This window comes from Photobacterium japonica, assembly GCF_050337005.1.
Taxonomy (GTDB): Bacteria; Pseudomonadota; Gammaproteobacteria; order Enterobacterales; family Vibrionaceae; genus Photobacterium; species Photobacterium japonica.
On sequence record NZ_JAKJSN010000072.1, the window covers coordinates 1 to 20784 of the forward strand.

The 20784-nt window shown below is 50.9% G+C and carries 16 protein-coding genes and 1 tRNA gene; 10 read left to right on the forward strand and 7 right to left on the reverse strand.

Annotated features, from left to right (window positions below):
• The 7 genes from L4C36_RS20950 to L4C36_RS20980 all read right to left on the reverse strand — a co-directional run.
• The coding region (locus L4C36_RS20950) for a transketolase family protein (RefSeq protein ID WP_428479745.1) at positions 1-1228 on the reverse strand (1228 nt) is incomplete at its 3' end.
• 90 nt (positions 1229-1318) lie between these two features.
• Entirely contained in the window at positions 1319-2269 is a 951-nt protein-coding gene (gene tal / locus L4C36_RS20955) for a transaldolase (RefSeq protein WP_428479746.1), read from the reverse strand.
• 467 nt (positions 2270-2736) lie between these two features.
• Positions 2737-3240: a DUF3016 domain-containing protein gene (locus L4C36_RS20960; RefSeq protein WP_428479747.1), complete on the reverse strand. Its 504-nt coding sequence runs from the start codon at positions 3238-3240 to the stop codon at positions 2737-2739.
• A gap of 40 nt (positions 3241-3280) precedes the next feature.
• Complete coding sequence (locus tag L4C36_RS20965) at positions 3281-6286, reverse strand: hybrid sensor histidine kinase/response regulator (protein ID WP_428479748.1); 3006 nt, start codon at positions 6284-6286, stop codon at positions 3281-3283.
• 253 nt (positions 6287-6539) lie between these two features.
• Complete coding sequence (locus L4C36_RS20970; RefSeq protein WP_428479749.1) at positions 6540-8033, reverse strand: lactate dehydrogenase; 1494 nt, start codon at positions 8031-8033, stop codon at positions 6540-6542.
• A 323-nt stretch (positions 8034-8356) separates the two neighbouring features.
• On the reverse strand, positions 8357-9067 hold the full coding sequence (gene deoD, locus L4C36_RS20975) for a purine-nucleoside phosphorylase (RefSeq protein WP_428479750.1): 711 nt from the start codon (positions 9065-9067) through the stop codon (positions 8357-8359).
• Between the two features lie 430 nt (positions 9068-9497).
• Complete coding sequence (locus L4C36_RS20980) at positions 9498-10952, reverse strand: amidohydrolase family protein (protein ID WP_428479751.1); 1455 nt, start codon at positions 10950-10952, stop codon at positions 9498-9500.
• A gap of 223 nt (positions 10953-11175) precedes the next feature.
• On the opposite strand from L4C36_RS20980, the gene L4C36_RS20985 reads away from it, so the two are divergent.
• The 10 genes from L4C36_RS20985 to L4C36_RS21030 form a co-directional block, all read left to right on the forward strand.
• Positions 11176-11694: a porin family protein gene (locus tag L4C36_RS20985; protein ID WP_428479752.1), complete on the forward strand. Its 519-nt coding sequence runs from the start codon at positions 11176-11178 to the stop codon at positions 11692-11694.
• Positions 11695-11921: 227 nt separating this feature from the next.
• Positions 11922-12710: a hypothetical protein gene (locus tag L4C36_RS20990; protein ID WP_428479753.1), complete on the forward strand. Its 789-nt coding sequence runs from the start codon at positions 11922-11924 to the stop codon at positions 12708-12710.
• A 249-nt stretch (positions 12711-12959) separates the two neighbouring features.
• On the forward strand, positions 12960-15131 hold the full coding sequence (locus tag L4C36_RS20995) for a putative Ig domain-containing protein (RefSeq protein WP_428479754.1): 2172 nt from the start codon (positions 12960-12962) through the stop codon (positions 15129-15131).
• Between the two features lie 190 nt (positions 15132-15321).
• Complete coding sequence (locus L4C36_RS21000) at positions 15322-15528, forward strand: DUF3283 family protein (RefSeq protein ID WP_428479755.1); 207 nt, start codon at positions 15322-15324, stop codon at positions 15526-15528.
• A 207-nt stretch (positions 15529-15735) separates the two neighbouring features.
• The gene (locus L4C36_RS21005) at positions 15736-16461 is read left to right on the forward strand and encodes a response regulator (protein WP_428479756.1); all 726 of its coding nucleotides are present in this window, start codon (positions 15736-15738) and stop codon (positions 16459-16461) included.
• A gap of 74 nt (positions 16462-16535) precedes the next feature.
• A complete protein-coding gene (locus tag L4C36_RS21010; protein WP_428479757.1) occupies positions 16536-17981 on the forward strand; it encodes an ATP-binding protein in 1446 nt (481 codons plus the stop codon).
• Positions 17982-17986: 5 nt separating this feature from the next.
• Positions 17987-19243, forward strand: coding sequence for an ABC transporter substrate-binding protein (locus L4C36_RS21015; protein ID WP_428479758.1), 1257 nt, complete (start codon positions 17987-17989; stop codon positions 19241-19243).
• Between the two features lie 58 nt (positions 19244-19301).
• Positions 19302-19808: a SixA phosphatase family protein gene (locus tag L4C36_RS21020; RefSeq protein ID WP_428479759.1), complete on the forward strand. Its 507-nt coding sequence runs from the start codon at positions 19302-19304 to the stop codon at positions 19806-19808.
• Positions 19809-19912: 104 nt separating this feature from the next.
• A tRNA-Ser gene (locus tag L4C36_RS21025) sits at positions 19913-20003 on the forward strand.
• Between the two features lie 365 nt (positions 20004-20368).
• Positions 20369-20784 (forward strand): hypothetical protein (locus L4C36_RS21030; RefSeq protein ID WP_428479760.1); only part of this gene is annotated, 416 nt, incomplete at its 3' end.

Genomic DNA, 20784 nt, shown 5'->3' on the forward strand with positions numbered 1-20784 from the left:
GGATGTAGTTGCCTGAGAAATCGTCTGCTGTCAGTGATTTTGAGCCAGACCACATGGTCAGGTTAGACGGCGCAAGATCCGCCGAGCCGCCCAAGAATTCAGGTAGCATCGCACCGAACGCTTCCAGTGCGTTTTGTGACGCTTTACGAGACGCAATGTTCGCGGGGTTCGCTTGTAGATCCGCAATGATAGCGGATGCTTTTTCTTCCCATTCAGCTGGCAGTTCACCGTTTACACGGCGCTTATATTCTGCTGCCAATTCCGGGTAAGCCGCTGCATATGCCGCAAATTTATCGTTCCACGCCGCTTCTTTGCAGGTGCCTGCCGTTTTCGCATCCCACTGCGCGTAAATGTCCGCAGGGATCTCAAACGGTGCATGGTGCCAGCCTAAGAATTCACGGGCTGCTGCAATTTCTTCCGCGCCCAGTGGTGCGCCGTGACAGTCGTGAGAACCGGCTTTGTTTGGTGAGCCGAAACCGATAATGGTTTTGGTACAAATCAGCGTAGGACGAGGGTCCGCTTTGGCCGCTTCAATCGCTGCATTAATCGCGTCAGCATCATGGCCATCAACCGCCGGGATCACATGCCAGCCGTACGCTTCAAAACGTTTAGGGGTATCGTCAGAGAACCAACCTTCTACGTGACCGTCGATAGAAATACCGTTGTCATCCCAGAATGCGATCAGTTTGCCCAGGCCCAGTGTGCCCGCCAATGAACACGCTTCGTGCGAGATCCCTTCCATCAGGCAGCCATCACCCATGAACACGTACGTGTTGTGGTCAACGATGTCGTGGCCGTCGCGGTTGAACTGTGCCGCCAAGGCTTTTTCAGCCATCGCCATACCGACCGCATTGGAGATACCCTGACCTAACGGACCGGTTGTGGTTTCGATACCTGGCGCATAGCCATATTCTGGGTGACCTGGGGTTTTTGAATGCAACTGACGGAAGTTTTTCAAATCATCAATCGATAGATCGTAACCCGTCAGGTGAAGCAGAGAATAAATCAGCATTGAACCGTGGCCGTTTGACAGCACAAAACGGTCACGACCTGCCCACTGTGGGTTCTGTGGGTTGTGGTTCATGTGGCTACGCCAAACGACTTCGGCGATATCAGCCATGCCCATTGGGGCGCCTGGGTGACCCGAGTTCGCTTTTTGTACACCGTCCATGCTCAGCGCACGGATCGCATTGGCAAGGTCTTTACGAGAAAGGGTGGTCTGTTCCATATTGGTTTCCACTGTAGCCATGATTTGCTTTAAATCGTGTTAAATAAGAAGAAAGCGGCTTCGGGCCGCTTTCTGAATAAGGAGAGACTGTTATAGACGCTCTGCGATCATGGTCTCAAGTTTGCCCTGATCGATAGCGAAGTTACGGATGCCTTCTGCCAGTTTTTCAACGGCCATCGCATCTTGGTTGTGTTCCCATAGGAAGTCAGCGTGGGCCATTGCTGCTGGACGTGGCTGGATATCGCTCACTGGTGCCAGTTTTTGAACCACTTCACCTTGTGCATCTTCCAGCTCTTGCAGCAGTTGCGGGCTGATCGTCAGGCGATCACAGCCTGCAAGTTCTAAAATTTCACCCGTGTTACGGAAGCTTGCGCCCATCACAACGGTGTTGTAACCGTGGTTTTTGTAGTAGTTGTAAATCGCCGTTACCGATTCAACACCTGGATCTTCCGCTGGCTCGAAATCACGGCCTTCATGGGCTTTATACCAGTCCATGATGCGACCCACGAACGGTGAAATAAGGAAGACACCGGCTTCCGCACATGCACGTGCTTGAGCAAATGAGAACAGTAGCGTCAGGTTACAGTTGATGCCTTCTTTTTCTAGCACTTCTGCCGCGCGAATACCTTCCCACGTAGAAGCCAGTTTGATCAGGATACGGTCATTGGTAATGCCTGCGTCGTTGTACATTTTGATCAACTGACGGGCTTTTGCAATGCTGCCTTCGGTGTCGTAAGAAAGACGCGCATCCACTTCCGTTGAAATACGGCCCGGTACGACATTAAGGATCTCTTTACCAATGTTGACCGCCAGCATGTCACACGTATCAGCAATTTGTTGTTCTTTGTTTGTGCTTTGTGCTTTTGCATAAGCGATCGCTTGATCGATCAAGGGTGCGTATTCAGCAATTTGAGCAGCTTTCAAGATGAGAGACGGGTTAGTTGTCGCATCTTCAGGTTGGTACTTGCTGATAGCTTCGATATCGCCAGTGTCAGCAACAACGGTGGTGAGTGCGCGCAGTTGTTCTAATTTAGTGCTCATATCAATCGACCTTATACATGTGGGCTGTGTTTCAATGCTAGTTGAAATTCCGGCTAGCAAAACCATTGTTACGCATTCTTAACGCTTACGCTGCAAACCAAAAACATTCACGCTGAGCGGATGGTTCGCTTAAGAACATTTGATGAATTGATAATTAGCATTTACCAAAAAAATGTCAATCACAAACACCGCTAAGTCGTGGTGTTGTCGCACTATTTATGACGGCTGTCTCGCAGTTAGGGGATCCAAGACTTTTTTATGTGTATTTTACCGAGTGGGTACTGGATCAAATGCGTGAGCATATGATCATTAGTGTGATCATATGTTTGTTCTTGAGTGTGTGATCACGTGAAAATAAAGAAGGGGCCGCCGATAAGATGGCGGAAAAATGAACGATGTTGAGCAAATGGCCACTGACATTCAGTGGCCATTGTGTGAGAGAGGAGGTTCTGTGTGACTACGCGAGGTTAAAAGGTTTTTTTCACCCAGTCTTTGATCAACTGGTTTTCATAGGCATAAGGGCGGTCTCGGGCTAAACCAATGACTTTACCTTGATAGCCGAGGCTGCTGATGTTGGCATCCCCTTGGGCGATCACGGTGTCACCTTCTTTGACGCTGTAACTGAAGGTCATACGCGGTGGCGTATTATCATTAAGTACGCGTACATCCCGTGGCTCCCTCACATCACCGGCCAAATCCAGATCCGTGACGGTGACCCATAGGGTTTGCCCATCCGTCAGATAAGGCTTCATATTGTGGCTAAATGATTCAGTCAAATGCTTGAAGGTGGTGGCTTCAAAGCGGGATTGACTGCCGGTCGCGGCGCGAACGTCACGGTAGTCTTGTGGGTTTTCCCACGTGACGTGTACCGGTGGAATGTCAATCGTCGGACTGGCACTGTTGTTGCTCTGGGCCATGACCGGCCCTGCCAGTCCAATAACGAGTGACAGTAAAGGTAAAGTAACGCGCATGGTGGCCTCCTTTAGGATCGCACGTATCGAGTTTTTGCCGTTATGGATTCAGTTTATGCTGAATTTCCTCAACCAGCGCGTTCAAAGCAAGATTGAGCGCCTCTACCTCTGTGTGCGATGGCGCCTGTTGTTGCTTTACCTGCTTTTCGACGACTTGTGCAGCAGCCGCGAGGGTATGTGCCGAAATGCTGCCTGCTGCCCCCTTCAAGGAATGGCTGATCAAAATGGCCAGATCAAAGTCCGGCACCGCCAGCGCTTGCACGAAACGTTGACCATCTTGGCTGTGTTCTTGGCAGAACATGTGAAGAAACTCCGTCACGATCTCATGATCGTTATCCATTAAATCGAGCAAGGCATCAATATTGAGCGTCTCAAAATGTGCAGGGAGCATCGCTTTCGGATTGCCAGCGCCCGATATAGCGTCAGATCGAGGATCGGAATCAGGACCAGAGTGAGCATCCGAGTCAGGCGTTATGCCGTCGTCGGCGGAGACGCTCATGGCTACGGTGGCAGACGCTGTGGCTTGGCATGATGCCAGTGCGACCGGACGCGGGGCTTTTACCAATGCGGTGATGGGCGCTCCCAGTGGTGGTGTTGTCTCGGCAATCGTGCGGGTAGCCGGTTGTTTGCCTTTATGCGCCAAGGCGGAGGCATGTGACATGGCGGTGATTTTGTGTTTGAAGCGTTGCAGCGCATCGACCAGTTTACGTTCATCCAGCGGTTTGGTGATCACACACTGGGCACCAGCATCGAGCATTTTGCGTTGGGTTTCGGCAAAGACATCGGCGGTGCAGGCAAAAATGGGGGTATTGCAGGTTGGGGCGGACAGTTTACGAATACGGCCAATGGTTTCAATGCCGTCCATGACCGGCATGTGGTTATCCATCAAAATCAAATCGAAGTCTTGCTGCGCCATAATTTCCAACGCTTCGGCCCCGTTATTGGCCACGGTGGTGACAAACTGCCGTTGTTTAAGGAAGCTGTCGATGATCAGCACATTGAGTGGATTATCTTCCACAATCAAGACATTGAGATGGGCAAAATCACGGCTGTCAAAATCAATGTCTTCATAATCGTCGGCAATATAGTGCCCGGGCGTGAGCGGTAAAATCACCGTAAAAGTGGAGCCGATGGTTTCCAGACTGGTGACCGAAATATCCCCTTTCATTAAATCAATGAGCTGCTTGACGATGCTGAGACCTAAGCCGGTCCCACCAAATCGACGGCTGGTGGACACTTCGGCTTGGGCAAATGGGTCAAAAATTTGGGTGATCCGGTTTTTCGGAATGCCGATCCCACTGTCTTTCACAATGATGGTTAAACGGGGTGACGTCTCGGTGGTGTCATCCAGATTGAGCGTGATGTCCACGCGGCCTTTTTCGGTAAATTTGATCGCATTGCTGAGCAAGTTAAACAGCACTTGGCGAATACGGGCTTTGTCGGCAAAGAACCAGCGGCGCTGGTCAAAATCACAGTGGATCTGAAAACCGATCCCTTTCTCTCGTGCCAAGGAATGGTACGTACTTTCAATGGTGCCGAGTAAATCGGTGAAGCAAAAATGGGTTGGGTCGAGAACCAGTTGTCCTTGTTCAATTTTAGAAAAATCGAGAATGTCATTGAGCAATGACATCATGTGTTTACCCGAATCGAGCAGGGTACGCAGGTGCTGATCTTGTTCACGGGTAAGGTCGGTTTTCAGCAGTAATTGCGCCAGCCCCAGCATGCCATTCATCGGGGTACGGATTTCATGGGAGAGGTTGGCCAGAAACGTCGATTTTGCACGATCGGCAGACTTGGCTTTGTGTAGCGCGAGATTCAACTGCTGTGTATCGTCTGAAATTTTGTCCGCGCCTTGATTGAGCGCATCGTGTAGCATCTGGAATTCTTGCGGGCCTCGGAAACTCTTGTTACGGGCATAATTGCCCAGTTTGAATTGAGCGGCAAAACGCGACAAGTTGGCCAGCGGTTCGGTGATATGGCGCGTCAGGATCAGCGACAAAATGATTACGATACCGGCTGTAAAGAACAGGGCGGTCAGGAACCATTGCTGCAAATAATCCAGCGTGGCGGTGACCGCATTTTTTTGCGTGACAGACACCAGTGTCCATTGGGGGAAACCAACTTGCTCAAAAGTCAGTGGCGCAAGGGTCGCCACCATCACTGCGCCATGGCGGTTGGTGTAGCTCAGCAGTGGCGAACGATTGGGTGTGGTATCCGTCGCGGGCACTAACTCGCCTTCTGGGGTGAAAACGAAGGTTTCTTTTTCGGGTTTCTGGGTGATCAGCTCAGGGTTTTGGGTATAGAAACGGGAAAAATCAGTAAAGGCATTGAGCTGTTGGCCTTGATGGCGGCCCGACAACACCACATCTCCTTGCGGGTTGATCAGCATGACGTAATCGGTATCGCTGATCCGCTCCCCTAAAAAGGTCAGCTGGCTGTTGAGTTCGTCCAATTGGTATTTAATGAGCAGGAACCGTTCGCGGGTATCATCGGCCTGATGGGCGTGGGCGACAGGGCTAATGACATACACAAAGGCTTTGTTATTCGCAAATTGGGGAGGGGTGAATAACACGTCGCGTTTGCCGCTGATGAGCGAGGGGAGATCATCAAGCAAGGGGGTCAGGCTATCTTGTGCCAAATAATAGTTAAAGCTGCGCAGATTAAAGGGGACAGAACTGGCGATGGGTTGCAGCGCGCCCTGCTGGTATTCAATCACATCAATGCGGCTAAAGCCGGGATCGGTTTTGACCAATTCGCGCAGGTAATCCGGCATGAAATTACCTTGGCTTAACGCTTGTGCGTGGGCCAGTTGAAACACGGGAGAATTGGCGAGCTTGTGGATACTCAACATACGTTGTTCGAGCACACCATCTAAGCTGTGTGCGGCCAATTCGGTACGGTGTCGTAAACCTTCGGCGATTTGCTCGGTGGCGACGGTGGCTAATTTATCACTGCTAATGCTGTTATAGAGCGCGGCGGGCACAATACCAATAAGTAACATACTGCCGAGTAAAATGGGTTTGATTTTATTGGGGATTATCCGCACTACGTAGGTACCTCGCCATCCGATTGCAAAATGGACGTTGCCTTGTTTGGCGCAACGCCACCCAAGTGACGGTGATTAAAAATCCGTTTTAAGCGCACTTGGGCATAACTCGTAGCAGTGTGGTATACATCGAGGTGAATAATCAATGAAAAAGGCATGATCATAAAAAGAAATACGATCTTGCCATCATTTCATCCGGCAATGCTGCGTGCCGTCGCGTCTCACGGCGCCATACTTAGCGCAGTAACGGCGTTTAGCGCAATAGCTCGGCGAGCGTGAGAGGGTGGCTCACGAGCCCCAGTTGTTGGGCGGGCGTGACACCAACTTTGTTTTGTCGGCACAAGTTATGCCAAGCGCGATAGATGTCCAATAACGGCAGCAAGCCTGCTGGTCGCAGTTTTCGTCGTGGTTCATGCACTAAGGCGTGAAATTGATCCTCAAAGCGCTGCTGGTAATCGGTAATCGTATGGTGACTGGCCGTTTGTAGCCAGTAAGCCGCGTTGTCTTTCTTGCCGCCGAGGTGGCAGATGCCTTTGCCGATGTCGTCATGACGGGTAAAGGCCCAGCGGTCGCGCCACCAACTCATTAATACAATATCGATACGGCCCGCCGCCTGGCCATGCTGCCAGAGCGGGTCGGTTTCCACATACACCGGATCGACCGTATTGGCCTGAATGCGCGGCAGAAAAACGGAAATACAGGCGGATCGTAATAACGGCTCTTGCGGCATAAAAATGGCCAATGCCGTGTTGTCTGTCAGCATGTCTTGCAGGTGCAAGTAGTGGGCGTACACCGTGTATTGTGGCCGGATCAAACAGCCCTTTTTCGGCATGTGCAGGTGTGGCTGACGCGACAGCGGATCTTCTAAGTTTGGGCGCGAAAGGACATCACGGTAGGTCGCGTCTACCCGTGCCAATAAACCTTGCGTTTCATGGACAGGGGCGCAAACCGCGGCGGACACCGGCGGTGGACTGGTCATAAAGCGCGTGCCGTGGGTATAGGGATCATGCTGGCTATGTTGTGGCGCATGATCGTCGCGTTGGTAATTCACATCTTGCGCGAGCACGTAGCCTGATTGGGCTTCACAGCTGGCAATCCAATGCACACCATTATGGCTACCCGGTTGCAGGGCGCGTAAATCGCTGGCCAGTGACAGGTGGTCGGCTTGCTTACAAAAGCGCGCATCAAACAGCGCTAATTGATGCCGACAGCGGCTGGCAATCTGTTCAATTTGCTCGTAAAAGGTTTTGGGGTTTAACGCTAAGCGACGACAAATGTCGCGTACCGCGTGGCCAGTAAACAGCAAGGCCAACAAGGTTTGCTGTAATGTGAGCTTTGCGTTGTTGCCTGACCAACGGTCAACAAAGGTGGTCTGACAGCTTTTACAGCGGTAACGCTGCCGATCGCCACTGAAACCAAAGGCGTGGTACAGGTGGCGGTGGGTTAATACGGGCAACCCGGCATGAGGACACCCGTCGTGACGGCAGGCTGAAAGGCCGGAGTATTGATGCTGCGTCAGGCGTTGTACTTCATCCGCGACATCTTGATTGTTGAGGATCGGCGGAAAAGCGCCGCATTCGCGACAGACTAAAATGGGTTTATCGGGATTGCTGCGTTGTAACACGTAGTGCTCGGGGTGGTGCGAGCCAAAGTGTTTACAACTGACCGTTTTGCAGTGATTAAGCTGTAGGCCGTGATACGGCTTCGGAAGCAAAGGAATCGCAGGTGCGAGAGTGTGCGTGTTCATGGTGTTAGCCTAACGGTATGCAGTAAACGGAGGTTCAGTATCAGTACAGGCGCAACGCCAAGCGCTTAACATTCCAGGTGTTGCCAGAATGCTCTGCGAAAAGAAAGAGGGTGGCACAAGGCGTATTCATGGCCTTGTGCCGTTAGCTGCTATTTGTCTCGTTCTTGCGCTATCGTCGCGAGATGTCAGTGTACCGTCATTGGTACACACATCCATCAAATTGTGTAAGACGCCACATTTTACAAAATATTGAGCGGCGGGATAGCGAAGGAACGACACATAGCCACTACATTGTGCGGTAAATCTGTCGGCTTTCCCGAGATTTACAGCTTAATGGCGGTTTCCAGCGCCACATTCATCATTTGCGCAAAGGAGATCTGACGATCTTCCGCGCTGAGTTTTTCGCCACGCTTAATGTGATCCGAGACGGTCAGAATGGTCAGCGCTTTCGCCCCGAGTTCTGCCGCGACACCGTAGATCCCTGCCGCTTCCATATCCACACCCAGCATGCCAAGGTGTTCCATTTTGTCGAACAAGTCCGTTTCAGGGCTGTAGAACAAATCTGCCGAGAACACGTTACCGACACGTACCGGTACCTGTTGGGCGCGCGCTTCATTGACGGCAGTTTCCAGCAAACCAAAGTCAGCAATCGCCGCAAAGTCATGCTGGTTAAAGCGAATACGGTTCACTTTTGAGTCGGTTGACGCCCCCATCGCGATAATGACATCCATCAGTTTGACGTCGTCATGCACGGCACCACAACTGCCGATACGGATGATGTTCTTCACCCCAAACTCTTTGATCAGCTCATGAACATAAATCGAACAAGATGGGATCCCCATGCCGTGGCCCATCACTGAAACGGGCTTGCCTTTGTACAGGCCGGTATAGCCGAACATATTACGCACGTCACACACTTGCTTGACGTCATCTAAGTAGGTTTCCGCAATGAATTTCGCACGCAGTGGGTCACCTGGCATCAGAACGGTTTCTGCAAAATCACCCTGTTCAGCATTGATGTGTGGGGTAGCCATAGTTTACTCCAGCATAGTTGTGATCGTCTCAGACGATGGGGGTTGAATAGCCAATGTGTAATAGGAGCCGAAGGGCTCGGCCACCGAGAGAATCACTGCGCGGTGGCGTTTTCTTATGGGTAAAGTGTAAGCAAGCAGTGGGGGAATTCTCGCGATCTTAGTCACATTTTATGGGGCTTTTTGCTAAAACGCCTCCCGTGATTACCAATGCTGTTGAAAGTTAGTGAGGTATCGTTTGCGCGGCGCCAAGGCGTTTTGGGTCGTTGTTTTCTGTTGTAGGTTATTAAGTTGTTTCATATCAGTGGCTTGCGGTGGTTGGTTAGCCGTTGGTTCAAGCGGGCAGCCTTATGCAACGCGCTGTTTACCTTGTGCGGCGATGTAATGCATTTCATTGTTGAGGTTGGATGTTTTGCCAACGACAGAGCCAGGCTTAAGGCGAATATTGATACGGCGAACTGGGCACATGTTTGATGTCGGCGGGGGCCGTACCCGAGGGCGAGGGGTACAACGTACGCCCTGCTTTGATGGTTTCAATCACCTGAATGGTACGCAGCTCCCCCGTCGGCACATCGAGTGGGTTGGCGGAAAGGATCACCATGTCAGCTTGCATGCCGGGTACCAAGCGCCCTTTGTATTTTTCCTCAAAGAAATGGTAAGCGGCATGACGTGTCAGCGTTTTCAGGGCGTGAAGGGCGCTGATACGCTCAGCATCCCCCATTATTGTCCCCTGTTCTGTCATACGGTTTACGGCACTCCAGACTGAGAGCATGCCATCGGGGACATCAGTCGCCGCGCTATCGTCGGTATGGCTGGCATTGTCTGTACTGCTTGTGTCGGTATCGGCGGTGCCTTGGCGAATAAAGCGTTCGCATTGGTTCGTGACGGCGAGATGGCGCAGCATGGCCGTATGTAACGGACTTTGTGCCGCTGCCCGATCTTGCCCCAGCCAGGTGATATCACTGTCACCGTGTTTCACGAGGTGGCGCGAATCAAAGCAGGCTTGCAGTCCGAGCCGTTTATATTGATCAAGTTGGTTCACCCGCATGTACCGCGAGGTCATGACCACGGTGCGTTGTTGCTGTTCGACCGTGATGGCTAAATCATCACTGGCTTGGATCAGTGCATCAATGGCGGCGTCCCCCATGGCATGGATAAAAAGTTGTACCTTATGGTCAAGGGCGAGTTGGTAAGCATGACGAAATTGGCTATAAGGCATAGCAGGCTGGCCTTGCCAGTGAGGCGGCCGATCCGGTGGCTGGGTGGCATACGGGATCGCCAGCCATGCCGTCTGTGTGTGCATATTGCCGTCCAGCGCGAGCGTGACACCGGCCAGTTTCAGTGAACTCGGGGTGAGATCGCCGGTTTGGCGAAAAGGCAGCGGCAGGGTGTGTTGCGACAAGGTGGATTGAAACGTGGCATACGGGACGAGGGCGAGAATATCTAACGATAAAACCTGTTGCTTGTTGGCCGCTTGCAGTTGTTGAAGCGCTGCAATGGAGGCGTGTTTTTCGACAACAGTGGTGTAACCCGCTTGGGCAAAACGGTATTGCGCGTCTTTGATACCCACAGCTTCGACTACTGCCATGAAGGGGCTGTGCACCGCATACCAGCCGGGCATCAGGGTTTTCCCTTGTAGATCGACGATGCGGGTGTTGTCGCCATGGTGGCGCATGACCCCCGCGCGTGTACCGACGGCTTGGACTTTGCCATCTTTAATCGACAGGGCACGAGCATGCACCGGATGGCTCATGGTGAGTATATGGCCGTTAATGTAAATGGTATCGGCGGCGGCGTCTTGGGCGCGGTCGCAGCCCGTCGTCAGAAGCAGAAGGATCATGCACAGAGAAAAGGCATGGCTGAATGCATGTTGAGAGCAATAAAACATGAGAGGCGACCTCTCTGAAGAAAGGAGCAAGTGTGTTTAAGCTTATACCTAAGTACGTAGATGCGGCGTGTTTCGCGGGAAAGGACGACGCGACCGCGTGAAAAGCGTGTAACGTGGCTGAGTAAGCAGTGAGCCGGAACACGAAAAATAGTCATCCTATTGGTAATTTTCTGCCGCTCGCACTACCTGTTAAAACAGATGCATGTTTTTTTGAGGGATCACAATGAAAAAAATACTGGGCGTTACGGTATGTGCACTGCTGTACAGTTTGCCGGTTTCCGCTGATGTGCTCGGCTTGTCGTTCGGTGCCACAGCCGGTGCGGCGCGTATTGAGTATGACGGTAATGATGATTACGGGTTTGAATATGGCGTGAATGCGGCGTACCACTTTAATGATATGTTCAGTGTGAATGCGGGACTGGTACAAGGCCGTGCGGAAGTGAGCTCGGATTTGTCATCAGCCAAAAATGACATTGATTACACGGCGTTTCCCTTAACGTTACGTGGGGACATTCCACTGGTGATCGGTAATGTGTACGCCAAAGTGGGAACCAACTATTACGACTATGATATCGACACCCCGGGCATGCGATCATCAGATGATGGGTGGGGGTTCACGGGCGGGGCAGGGTTTGTGTTTACCTTACTGCCGTTTGTTGATCTCTCACTGGGGTATGAGTACCGTGATATGGGAGATGTGACCAATAACTCCATCCTGTTTGGGGTGGGGGCGAGTCTGTAAGTCGCTCGTCGACTATCTTGACGTTTTGCGATGAAAGCCGCCATTCAGGCGGCTTTTTCATGTTGGGCCTCTTGCCGACTCTTAATGCCCACTGAATAGGTGCTAGTCAGTGGCTTGATTGGTCATTAGTCCGCAAATAAGACGGAAAAATCAGAATCTGATCAAGGTTGCTTTGTGGAATTGTTTGTACAATAAATGTCCATTCCAAGCCTGTCTGGAGGTGACCGATGACCAACTATGAGCATTATCAGTCCACGGTTGAACAGGTCGACCGCGCCATCCATAAAGAGGCCAATGCGCCTTGGCACATTGAATATTATCCTGCCGCGAACGCGTGTCCGTTGGGTGTGCGTCAATCCGTGAATATCGTGAGCCCGTCTGGCATTGTTTGCCAGCAATTAGCGTTAGACGCAGACATTGCCCAATGCCATTGGCCCGATAAATCCGAAGTGGACGCACATGTGCTGGATTATGTCGTGCGAGGGGCGGCACGGTTAGCCCCGTTACGGCAAACGGCGTTTCGGAATAACTTTCCCCATTGGTTAGCACAGTGTTTGCAGCAAGTGCATCTCGTGCTCCCCGCATCGGAGCGACTGACGGGCATGCTGACGGATCCGACCTTTCCCTATCCCAGCCAAGTTAATTTAGACGGCATTTATTTACCGTGTTGGGTATGGTGTGAAACCGACGAGGCGCAGGTGGCGATTTCCGTGATCGATCGCCGTACCGGCTACTTTAGCCCGCCCCGTACGGTGCTCACCGCGCAGCTGGTGGACAGAGAAAAATGGTTGGGCGCACAAGTGATTGACTCTGTAGAGGAATCAATAGAAACCGTCCGCCATTATGTCGATGCGCATATTCGAGAACAACACAGCGTCGACTTGAATGAACCGTCTATCTCCGAGGCATTGCGCCACCCTTGTGCGGCCACCCTAAGTCCCTTCATGAGCGTAGGGCTGGTGATGCTGGTGGTGATCGGCTTTTTCATCACGTTTAAGTGGTTGCTGGGTTTTTAGATTTTCGCTTAACGTTTTCTTTCTGGCGTTTAGTTCGATGCCGATGATGTATTTGTAGTGTGACTTATCTTGCTGATATTTTCCTCAAAAGGTGAAGTAATGATCGGTTTTGCATCGAAATTGTAATGGAACGTACATCAAAGTAGGCTTTGCGAGTGATACGGCTTTTTGCTTATTATTTATTCGCATTTAATGGGGTTCCTCTTTATGTTTGCCGCGTATTTTTATTGGCAAAGGGAAATGACAATAATGAGAACCCTGTTTAAAACAGCATGCCTTGCAACGGCAATCGCGCTGGTACTTACCGGTTGTGGTGGTGATGATAGTTCAACCGATGCGAAAATATCGTCCATCGCCCCCACTGTCGCGACTGAAGATGTGCCATTTAGTTACGCGGTACAAGTGTCTAACGCAGAAAGCGTTGCGTATACGCTAGCCGAAGGGCCGGAAGGCATGGCGCTATCGCCTGAGGGTGTCGTGACATGGACGCCACGTGAAGGTGTGCTGACCTCGGGTGACGTGGTCGTGAAAGTGACCGCAGACGGTAAGGTGCTCAATCATGCTTTTGAGATTGTGGTAACCCCAGTCAATGATGCCCCTGCACTTGCCGCTGTTGGTGCACAACGCGCTTATGCGGGTGAGTTGTATGCGTTACAGTTGGTGGTGAATGATCCTGATGATGCTAACGACGGTCAGCAGCTACGCTTTACCCTCGAAGGCAGCCATGATGGGTTAGCGTTGAGCGCAACCGGTGAACTGACCTTAACGTCTACGGTGACACAATCATTTTTGCATGACACCGTGACCGTGACCGTTCGTGATGGCGGCGAAGATGGTGCGCAAGCGTCAGCCATTTCTTTTTCGCTGGATGAAATTTATCGCCATACTGTGACGGGCGCGCTGAGAGACTATTACAACAATAACTTGATCCCGAGCGGCACGGTGGTATTTGCCTCTAACGGTGAGCGTTTGGCTGAAACCGTGTCGGGTGAAAACGGTGAATATACTCTTGCGGTCGAAGACCGTTTAGTGGGTGAGCGTATTACGTTATCGGCCGATGCCGAAGGCTATCGCGAAGCCGCACGTACCATTTCTTTGGCTGAAACCTCACTGGAGCATGTGCTTCAGTTACCTCCGGTACATACCTCGCAGCAGTTTGACCCTACGCAACCGACGGATGTCGCCGTAGAAGGTGTTACGCTGGTTACGTTGCCTGCCAATGGGTTAGTGGACAGTGACGGGAACGCGCCTGTAGGGCCTGTCACCGCTGAATTGACGATCATCGATTCCACGTCTGACATTCATTTGATGCCGGGCGACATGGTCACCCCTGATCCGAATAACCCTGATGCATTAGTGCCGATTGAATCTTTCGGTGCCATTACTGCGACCTTTGTTGATGCGGCCGGTCAGGAATTGCAACTGGCGGTAGGTCAAAGCTCGGAAATCCGTATACCTGTCTCTGGCTTTAACCCACCTGCGACCATTCCACTGTATTTCTATGATCCGATTGCCGGAATGTGGTTTGAAGAAGGTGAAGCGACATTGGTGAACGCGGCAGACGGCGATTTTTATGTCGGCACCGTTACCCACTTCACCACGTGGAACGCCGATCGCCGCTATGAAACCATCTTTATCAGTGGTTGTGTGGCCGATGTTTCAGGCGCTCGACTCCCTAATGTGCGTGTGAACATGGAAGGGATCACCTATAACGGACGTGCATCTGTTTACAGCAATATTGACGGTAATTTTGCGCTTCCAGCGCGGATCAACAGTACACAGCTTGTGTCTGCCACGTTTGGCCAGTCTAGCCGTGTGCAAACGGTGACCAGTACGAGCGTTAACAATGATTTGACGGATTGTTTGGTGCTAGATACCGCATCGACACAAATCACTTTACGCTGGGGCGAAACCCCGCGTGATTTGGACTCCCACTTGTTGGGGCCTGATGGACAAGGTGGCCAGTTCCATATTTCGTACAGCAATAAGCAAGTTACGGTGAACGATAAGCTGATTTTCCTTGATGTGGATGATACCAGCAGCTTTGGCCCAGAAGTGATTTCATTGTATGACTTCCCAGCCGCTGGCATATACGGGTACTTTGTACGTAACTACAGTGGTGAATCGGTGCCTCAATGGGAAGCCGCACGGGTGAGCCTCAATATTGATGGCAGCAACCGCGCCTTTACGCCACCGGCTGGCTTGCCACACCGTGTTTGGCACGTGTTCAATATCGAAGTGGATGCTCTGGGGGCTTATGACGTCATTCCGGTTAATGCTTGGAAGGATCTGCTGGATATGACAACGCCACCGACGATAGTGGTTCCAACGGCGCGTCAGTTCGCGGTGCCACAGTCATTCGACAAACCGATGCATCCGATCTTGGATAAATTGATGCAAGAGAAGTACTACGCGAAGTAATATTGCGCATGTGTTTCTGTTTATACGTTCAAGCCCGCCTCATGGCGGGCTTTGTTGTGATGGTGCTGGTGTTATGATGTGGTGGGCGGGGAATCATAGGTATGGGTAGACAGTGCGGGGGAAATTGGTATTAGCGGCAAAATTGGTTAGAATCGGCCGACTATTTCTTCAATCGGTGTGAAGTACTCCCATGCATAATTTGGCCTTGTTGTCTGAGTCAGAAAAAAATCGAATCGAACTGGATAAACAGGCATCGTACGCCGTGTGGCAAGTGAAGAATGGCAAAAAAGGCTATGACGTATTTGCTGAGATTGCGAATGGTGTCGATGACGACGACGAACGTGAGTTTTTTGAACGCGCTGTGAGCAAATACAAGATCCAAATGGGCATGGCGTGATCGCTTTGCGACGCGAAGGTTGCTGATAAAGTATCCTTTTACAGACCAAGATCATGATTATTAGGCGCACTACGCGCCTTTTTTCATTCGCTTTGGTATCTTGTTTGGAATGAAAATCACTGTTGCAACGGCGAGCGAGAAGCCGACTGCAATGACGCGTTTTGCCGTTGCCCGTCAGTGGCAGGGAAAAAACGAAAGGAAGATGTAATGAGCATAAGCAAGCAGGTTTTGGTGGTGGATGACGACCAAGATATCCGTGAATTGCTGGACGAATACCTGACCAAAGCCGGTTTTACCGTGACAACGGCGGCGGAAGGGGAAGAAATGAAGCGCCGTTTGGCCATGGGGTATCCGGATCTGATTTTATTGGATGTGATGATGCCGGGCGATGACGGGTTTACCCTGTGTCAGTATATTCGTAAAACCTCTGATGTGCCGATCATCATGCTGACTGCGGTATCTGATGAAATGGATCAGATCATTGGGTTGGAATTGGGGGCGGATGATTACATCGCCAAACCGTTCAGTCCTCGTCAGCTAATGGCGCGGATCAAAGCCTTATTACGTCGGGTTAAGCCTACCGAAGCGCAGCAGATCCCCGCCGCGCCAAAAGCCATCTATTTTGCTAATTGGCGTTTAGATACGGCTGCACAGCGTTTGTATGATGTCGAGAAAGAAAAAGATTACGAGCTAACCGGCAGCGATTTCGCTCTGTTGATGCTGTTTCTTACCCGTCCAAATGAAGTGCTGGATCGCGATACCATTTCGTTTGCCACCCGTGGGCGAGAAGCCACGCCATCGGCGCGCAGTATTGATGTGCAGCTGAGCCGCTTACGMCACCGTTTGGGTGACAAAGGCACGCAGCAACGTTTGATCAAAACCATTCGTGGTAACGGCTATGCGTTCAATGCTGACGTAACTTACGAACAATAACCTCTCTTTTGAATTAGCATAGCGGGCCACCCTGCGTCGTATGGCATCATGGCAGACGCCCGTACGGAATGTGTATGACTCTTCGTAAATGGTGGCCGACCTCTCTGCTGGCGCGCACCTTGTGGCTGACCCTGTTATCCGTGTTTTTAGCGCAAGTGATTGCCACCGGCATCTGGTATGGGCAATCGAAACAGCGTGATTTGGTGGGGCTGGAATCGGCCTCTGCCAGCATGGCAAACATGTTTGCTTCTACCGTCACCTTCTTTCAATCCCTCCCGCTTGAATACCGCCATATTGTCTTAGATCAGTTGCGCAACATGGGTGGCACCCGGTTTTTTGTCTCGCTCAATCAAGAAGAAATATTGATCGATCCGATCCCCGATTCCACCATGAAGCGTACCGCAGTGGGGGTGTTCCAAGCGGTATTAGCGGAAAAACTGCCTCGGTTGGATGTCATTAACGTTGAGTTCTCCCGCCCTGAAACGTTGCACGTATTGAAAAATGACATTCTACTCAGTGATTTGCCCAAATCCTGGGCGCATTACACCTTGAGTTTAGAACCCCTGAATCCGCCGATTTTAGTGGTGCAATTAGAGCTGGCAGAAAACGAATGGCTCTATATTGCAGCCTTGCTGCCGACCCCGTACGTGACGCTGGAGAATGAAATCATCACCAGCCAGCAGGTGGTCTTCATGTTGTTTATCACCACCCTGTTATTGCTGTTCACGTATTTTATGATCCGCCGTCAGACCAAGCCGCTCAAACGTTTGGCGAATGCGGCCAACGCCATGAGTTTTGATATCTATCAGCCGCCGCTAAAAGAAGAAGGGGCGAGTGAGTTAGTCACGGCGACTCGGGCGTTTAATCGCATGCAGTCACGCGTGCGCCGCTATATCGATGATCGTGAACACCTGTTTTCGGCGATTTCGCACGATCTCAAAACCCCCATCACTCGCTTACGTTTGCGTGCCGAATTGATCGATGATGAAAGTAAGATCGAGAAATTTAATCGCGATTTGGATGAGTTGGAGATGATGGTCAAAGGCGCGCTGCAAACCGTGCGCGATACCGACTTGCATGAAAACCTGACCCTGGTGGATGTGAACGAGCTGCTGCGTACCATTGCCGAATGCCATAACCAAACCGAAACACGGGTACATTTACCGAAAACCCAGATTGCGCCGTTAACCGGTAAGCCGTTGGCTTTGAAACGCTGCTTTAGCAACTTGATCGACAACGGGGTGAAATATGGCCATGAAGTGCGCCTGATCATCGTTGATGAGCGCGAATCCCTGATTGTTATCCTCAAAGACAAAGGCCCAGGGATCCCTGAAGCGGCGTTGGACGCGGTGTTTGAACCGTATGTGCGCGTGGCAGATGACGACGAAGGGCACGGACTGGGATTGGGGATCGCCCGAAATATCATTCATGCCCACGGGGGCGACATGGCGATTGAAAATGCCGCTGACGGTGGACTGGAAGTCAAAGTCTACATTCCTCGATTATTAAAAGAAGAATAAAACAGATGAAGCGTAAACAAATAGGATGTGCGGTGTCATGGCTGGTGGCCGCCACGCTAAGCCTGACGGCCCACGCGGGAGAAGTGGAAGTACTGCATTGGTGGACATCCGGCGGAGAGGCGCGATCGGCCTCGTTGTTGAAAGCGAAGATGGAAGCACAAGGTCACCAGTGGAAAGATTTTGCGGTTGCAGGCGGTGGCGGTGACAGCGCCATGACGGTATTGAAAACCCGTGCCGTGTCCGGCAATCCGCCCTTAGCGGCACAAATTAAAGGCCACGAGATTCAAGAATGGGGGCGGTTAGGGTTTCTCACCAACCTCAATGCCGTCGCCGAGGCGGATCATTGGAAAGACATTTTACCGGCTGTCGCGCGTAACATCATGCTGCATGATGGGAACTATGTGGCTGTACCGGTGAATATCCATCGGGTGAACTGGTTATGGGCGAACCCGCAAATTTTTGCTGACGTCGGTGTAGCTGTGCCAGTGACCTTGGTCGACTTCTTTACCGTGGCGGAAGCCATCAAACAGGCCGGGTATATCCCGTTGGCACACGGTGGGCAGCCGTGGCAAAACGTCACCTTATTTGAAACGGTTGCGTTAGCCGTGCTGGGGCCAGAGGATTACCAGCGCGCCTTTGTCGAGCTCGATCTGTCTTTGCTTGGTGGACCCAAAATGGTCGAGGTGTTTACCCAGTTTCGCCGTTTTCGTGATTATGTGGATCCCGAGTATCGCGGGCGAGATTGGAATGATGCGACCCAAATGGTCAGCCAAGGTGACGCCGCCATGCAGATCATGGGGGATTGGGTAAAAGGCGAATTCAATGCCGATGGCAAAGTGCTCGGGCGCGATTATGTGTGTGTGCCAGCCCCAGGGACTGCCAACGCGTTCACCTATAACATCGACAGCTTTGCCTTCTTTAAATTGAATGGGCAAGCCAATCAGCAGGCCCAGCATGATCTGGCCCGTGCGATTTTGGATAAATCATTTCAAACGCCGTTTAACCTCAGTAAAGGGTCGATCCCGGTACGGATGGACATTGATTTAACCCCGTTTGATCAGTGTGCCCAAGCGGCCATGCAAGCCTTTAAGCAAACGGAAAAAGACGGTGGCTTGGTGCCGAGTGTGTCGCATGGCATTGCCACCACCAGTTACGTGCAAGCGGCGATTTTCGATGTGGTCAGTAATTTCTTTAATGCCAAAACGGTCGATCCGGTCAAAGCGGCCGATACACTGGCCCGTGCGGTGAAAGCGGCGAGGTAATACGTGCAACTTTTTCTATACTGATCAAATACACTGCGATCAGTATAGGGGAAGCGACATGAAGTTATTGTTTCTCGTTCGCCATGCGAAATCGTCGTGGGATGATCCCACGTTGGATGATCATGACCGTCCACTCAATACGCGAGGGTACAGCAACCTGCCCACCATGATCCATCGGTTAGATGCGTGGCAAACTGGCCCTCAGCTCATTGCCACAAGCACCGCATTACGGGCGTCAGAAACCGCGTATCATTTTGCTAACGGCTTAACGTGCCAACCAAAGTTGGCCGCCCACAGCGCGTTATACAGTGAGTCGGCTGATGAGCTGCTGACCTTTATTCAGGGCAGCAGTGATACCGTTGACCGATTGATGATTGTTTGCCATAACCCGGCGATAACGGATTTGGCGAATCGCTTTGGCATGACGGTGGAGAACATTCCCACCTGCGGCATTGCGGTGTTTCGCTTTGCCGCGGACTGCTGGCAAGCCGTAAGCGGCGATCAAGCTATTTTGTATTTTTACGACTACCCAAAGCGAGACATTGCTATGCCTGATGGCGAATAATTGTTTTATTTCACCTTTGTTGGTGAAAATCGCAGCGAACGGTGTGTTTTGTTCAAAAATGGCATTTACAACCTCCGCATTGTTTCGTATTATCGCCGCACTCAGGAGAGATGGCTGAGTGGTTTAAAGCACCGGTCTTGAAAACCGGCGTGGGTTTATAGCCCACCTAGGGTTCAAATCCCTATCTCTCCGCCACATTCTAAAGCCCAGCAGAAATGCTGGGCTTTTTCGTATGCGTTGAGTTTTATTTGTGAAAACCGGGATTTGAAGATCCCTCGTCGCCTGCGACCCCAGTTGAATGCAAGCCCTGTCGCGTGCGAGCCCAGCACTACTATTGCACTCTCTTTCAGATCGATGACATCAAACCGTGATATAGAAATGATGATGAAAATGTAGAATGTGATATATGGCATTATTCTATTTTTGTTTTCTCCACTTCCACTGATACCTATCAATATCAATGATTTAACTTCGATGTTATTATGCAATCATGATGATATGTGGGATTGTGATGTAGATGGATTCCATATATTAAGTTGTTATGCCTTAAGAGGTAATTAATGAGTTTTGAACATGTCTTACCCTGGTTAGCTTTGTTAATTTCAGGTATTAGTTTATTTGTTAGTGGATATTCGATTTATAGGGATAGAAGCCGAGTAAAAGTTTTCTGTAAAGTTGTTTATGATTGCTCTAGAGATCAATCTGAAAACCGTGATAATCCACCGCCGTTTTTGAGAATATATGTTGTAAATACAGGAAAAAGGCCAATTTTTCTTTCGGATCTTTGTGGTTATATTTCAAGAAAATCTGCAAATTCATGGGCGCTGAAAGATGAGCCGATAGCTTTTGATGAGAATGGTATTCCTTCGGTTTTTTCAAGTGGTTTTGTCCATGATGTAGGGGTTCGATTAAATGATGGTGAAATCTATGAATATCGTATTAAACATGATGATTATACAAAATTGTACTCTATAGA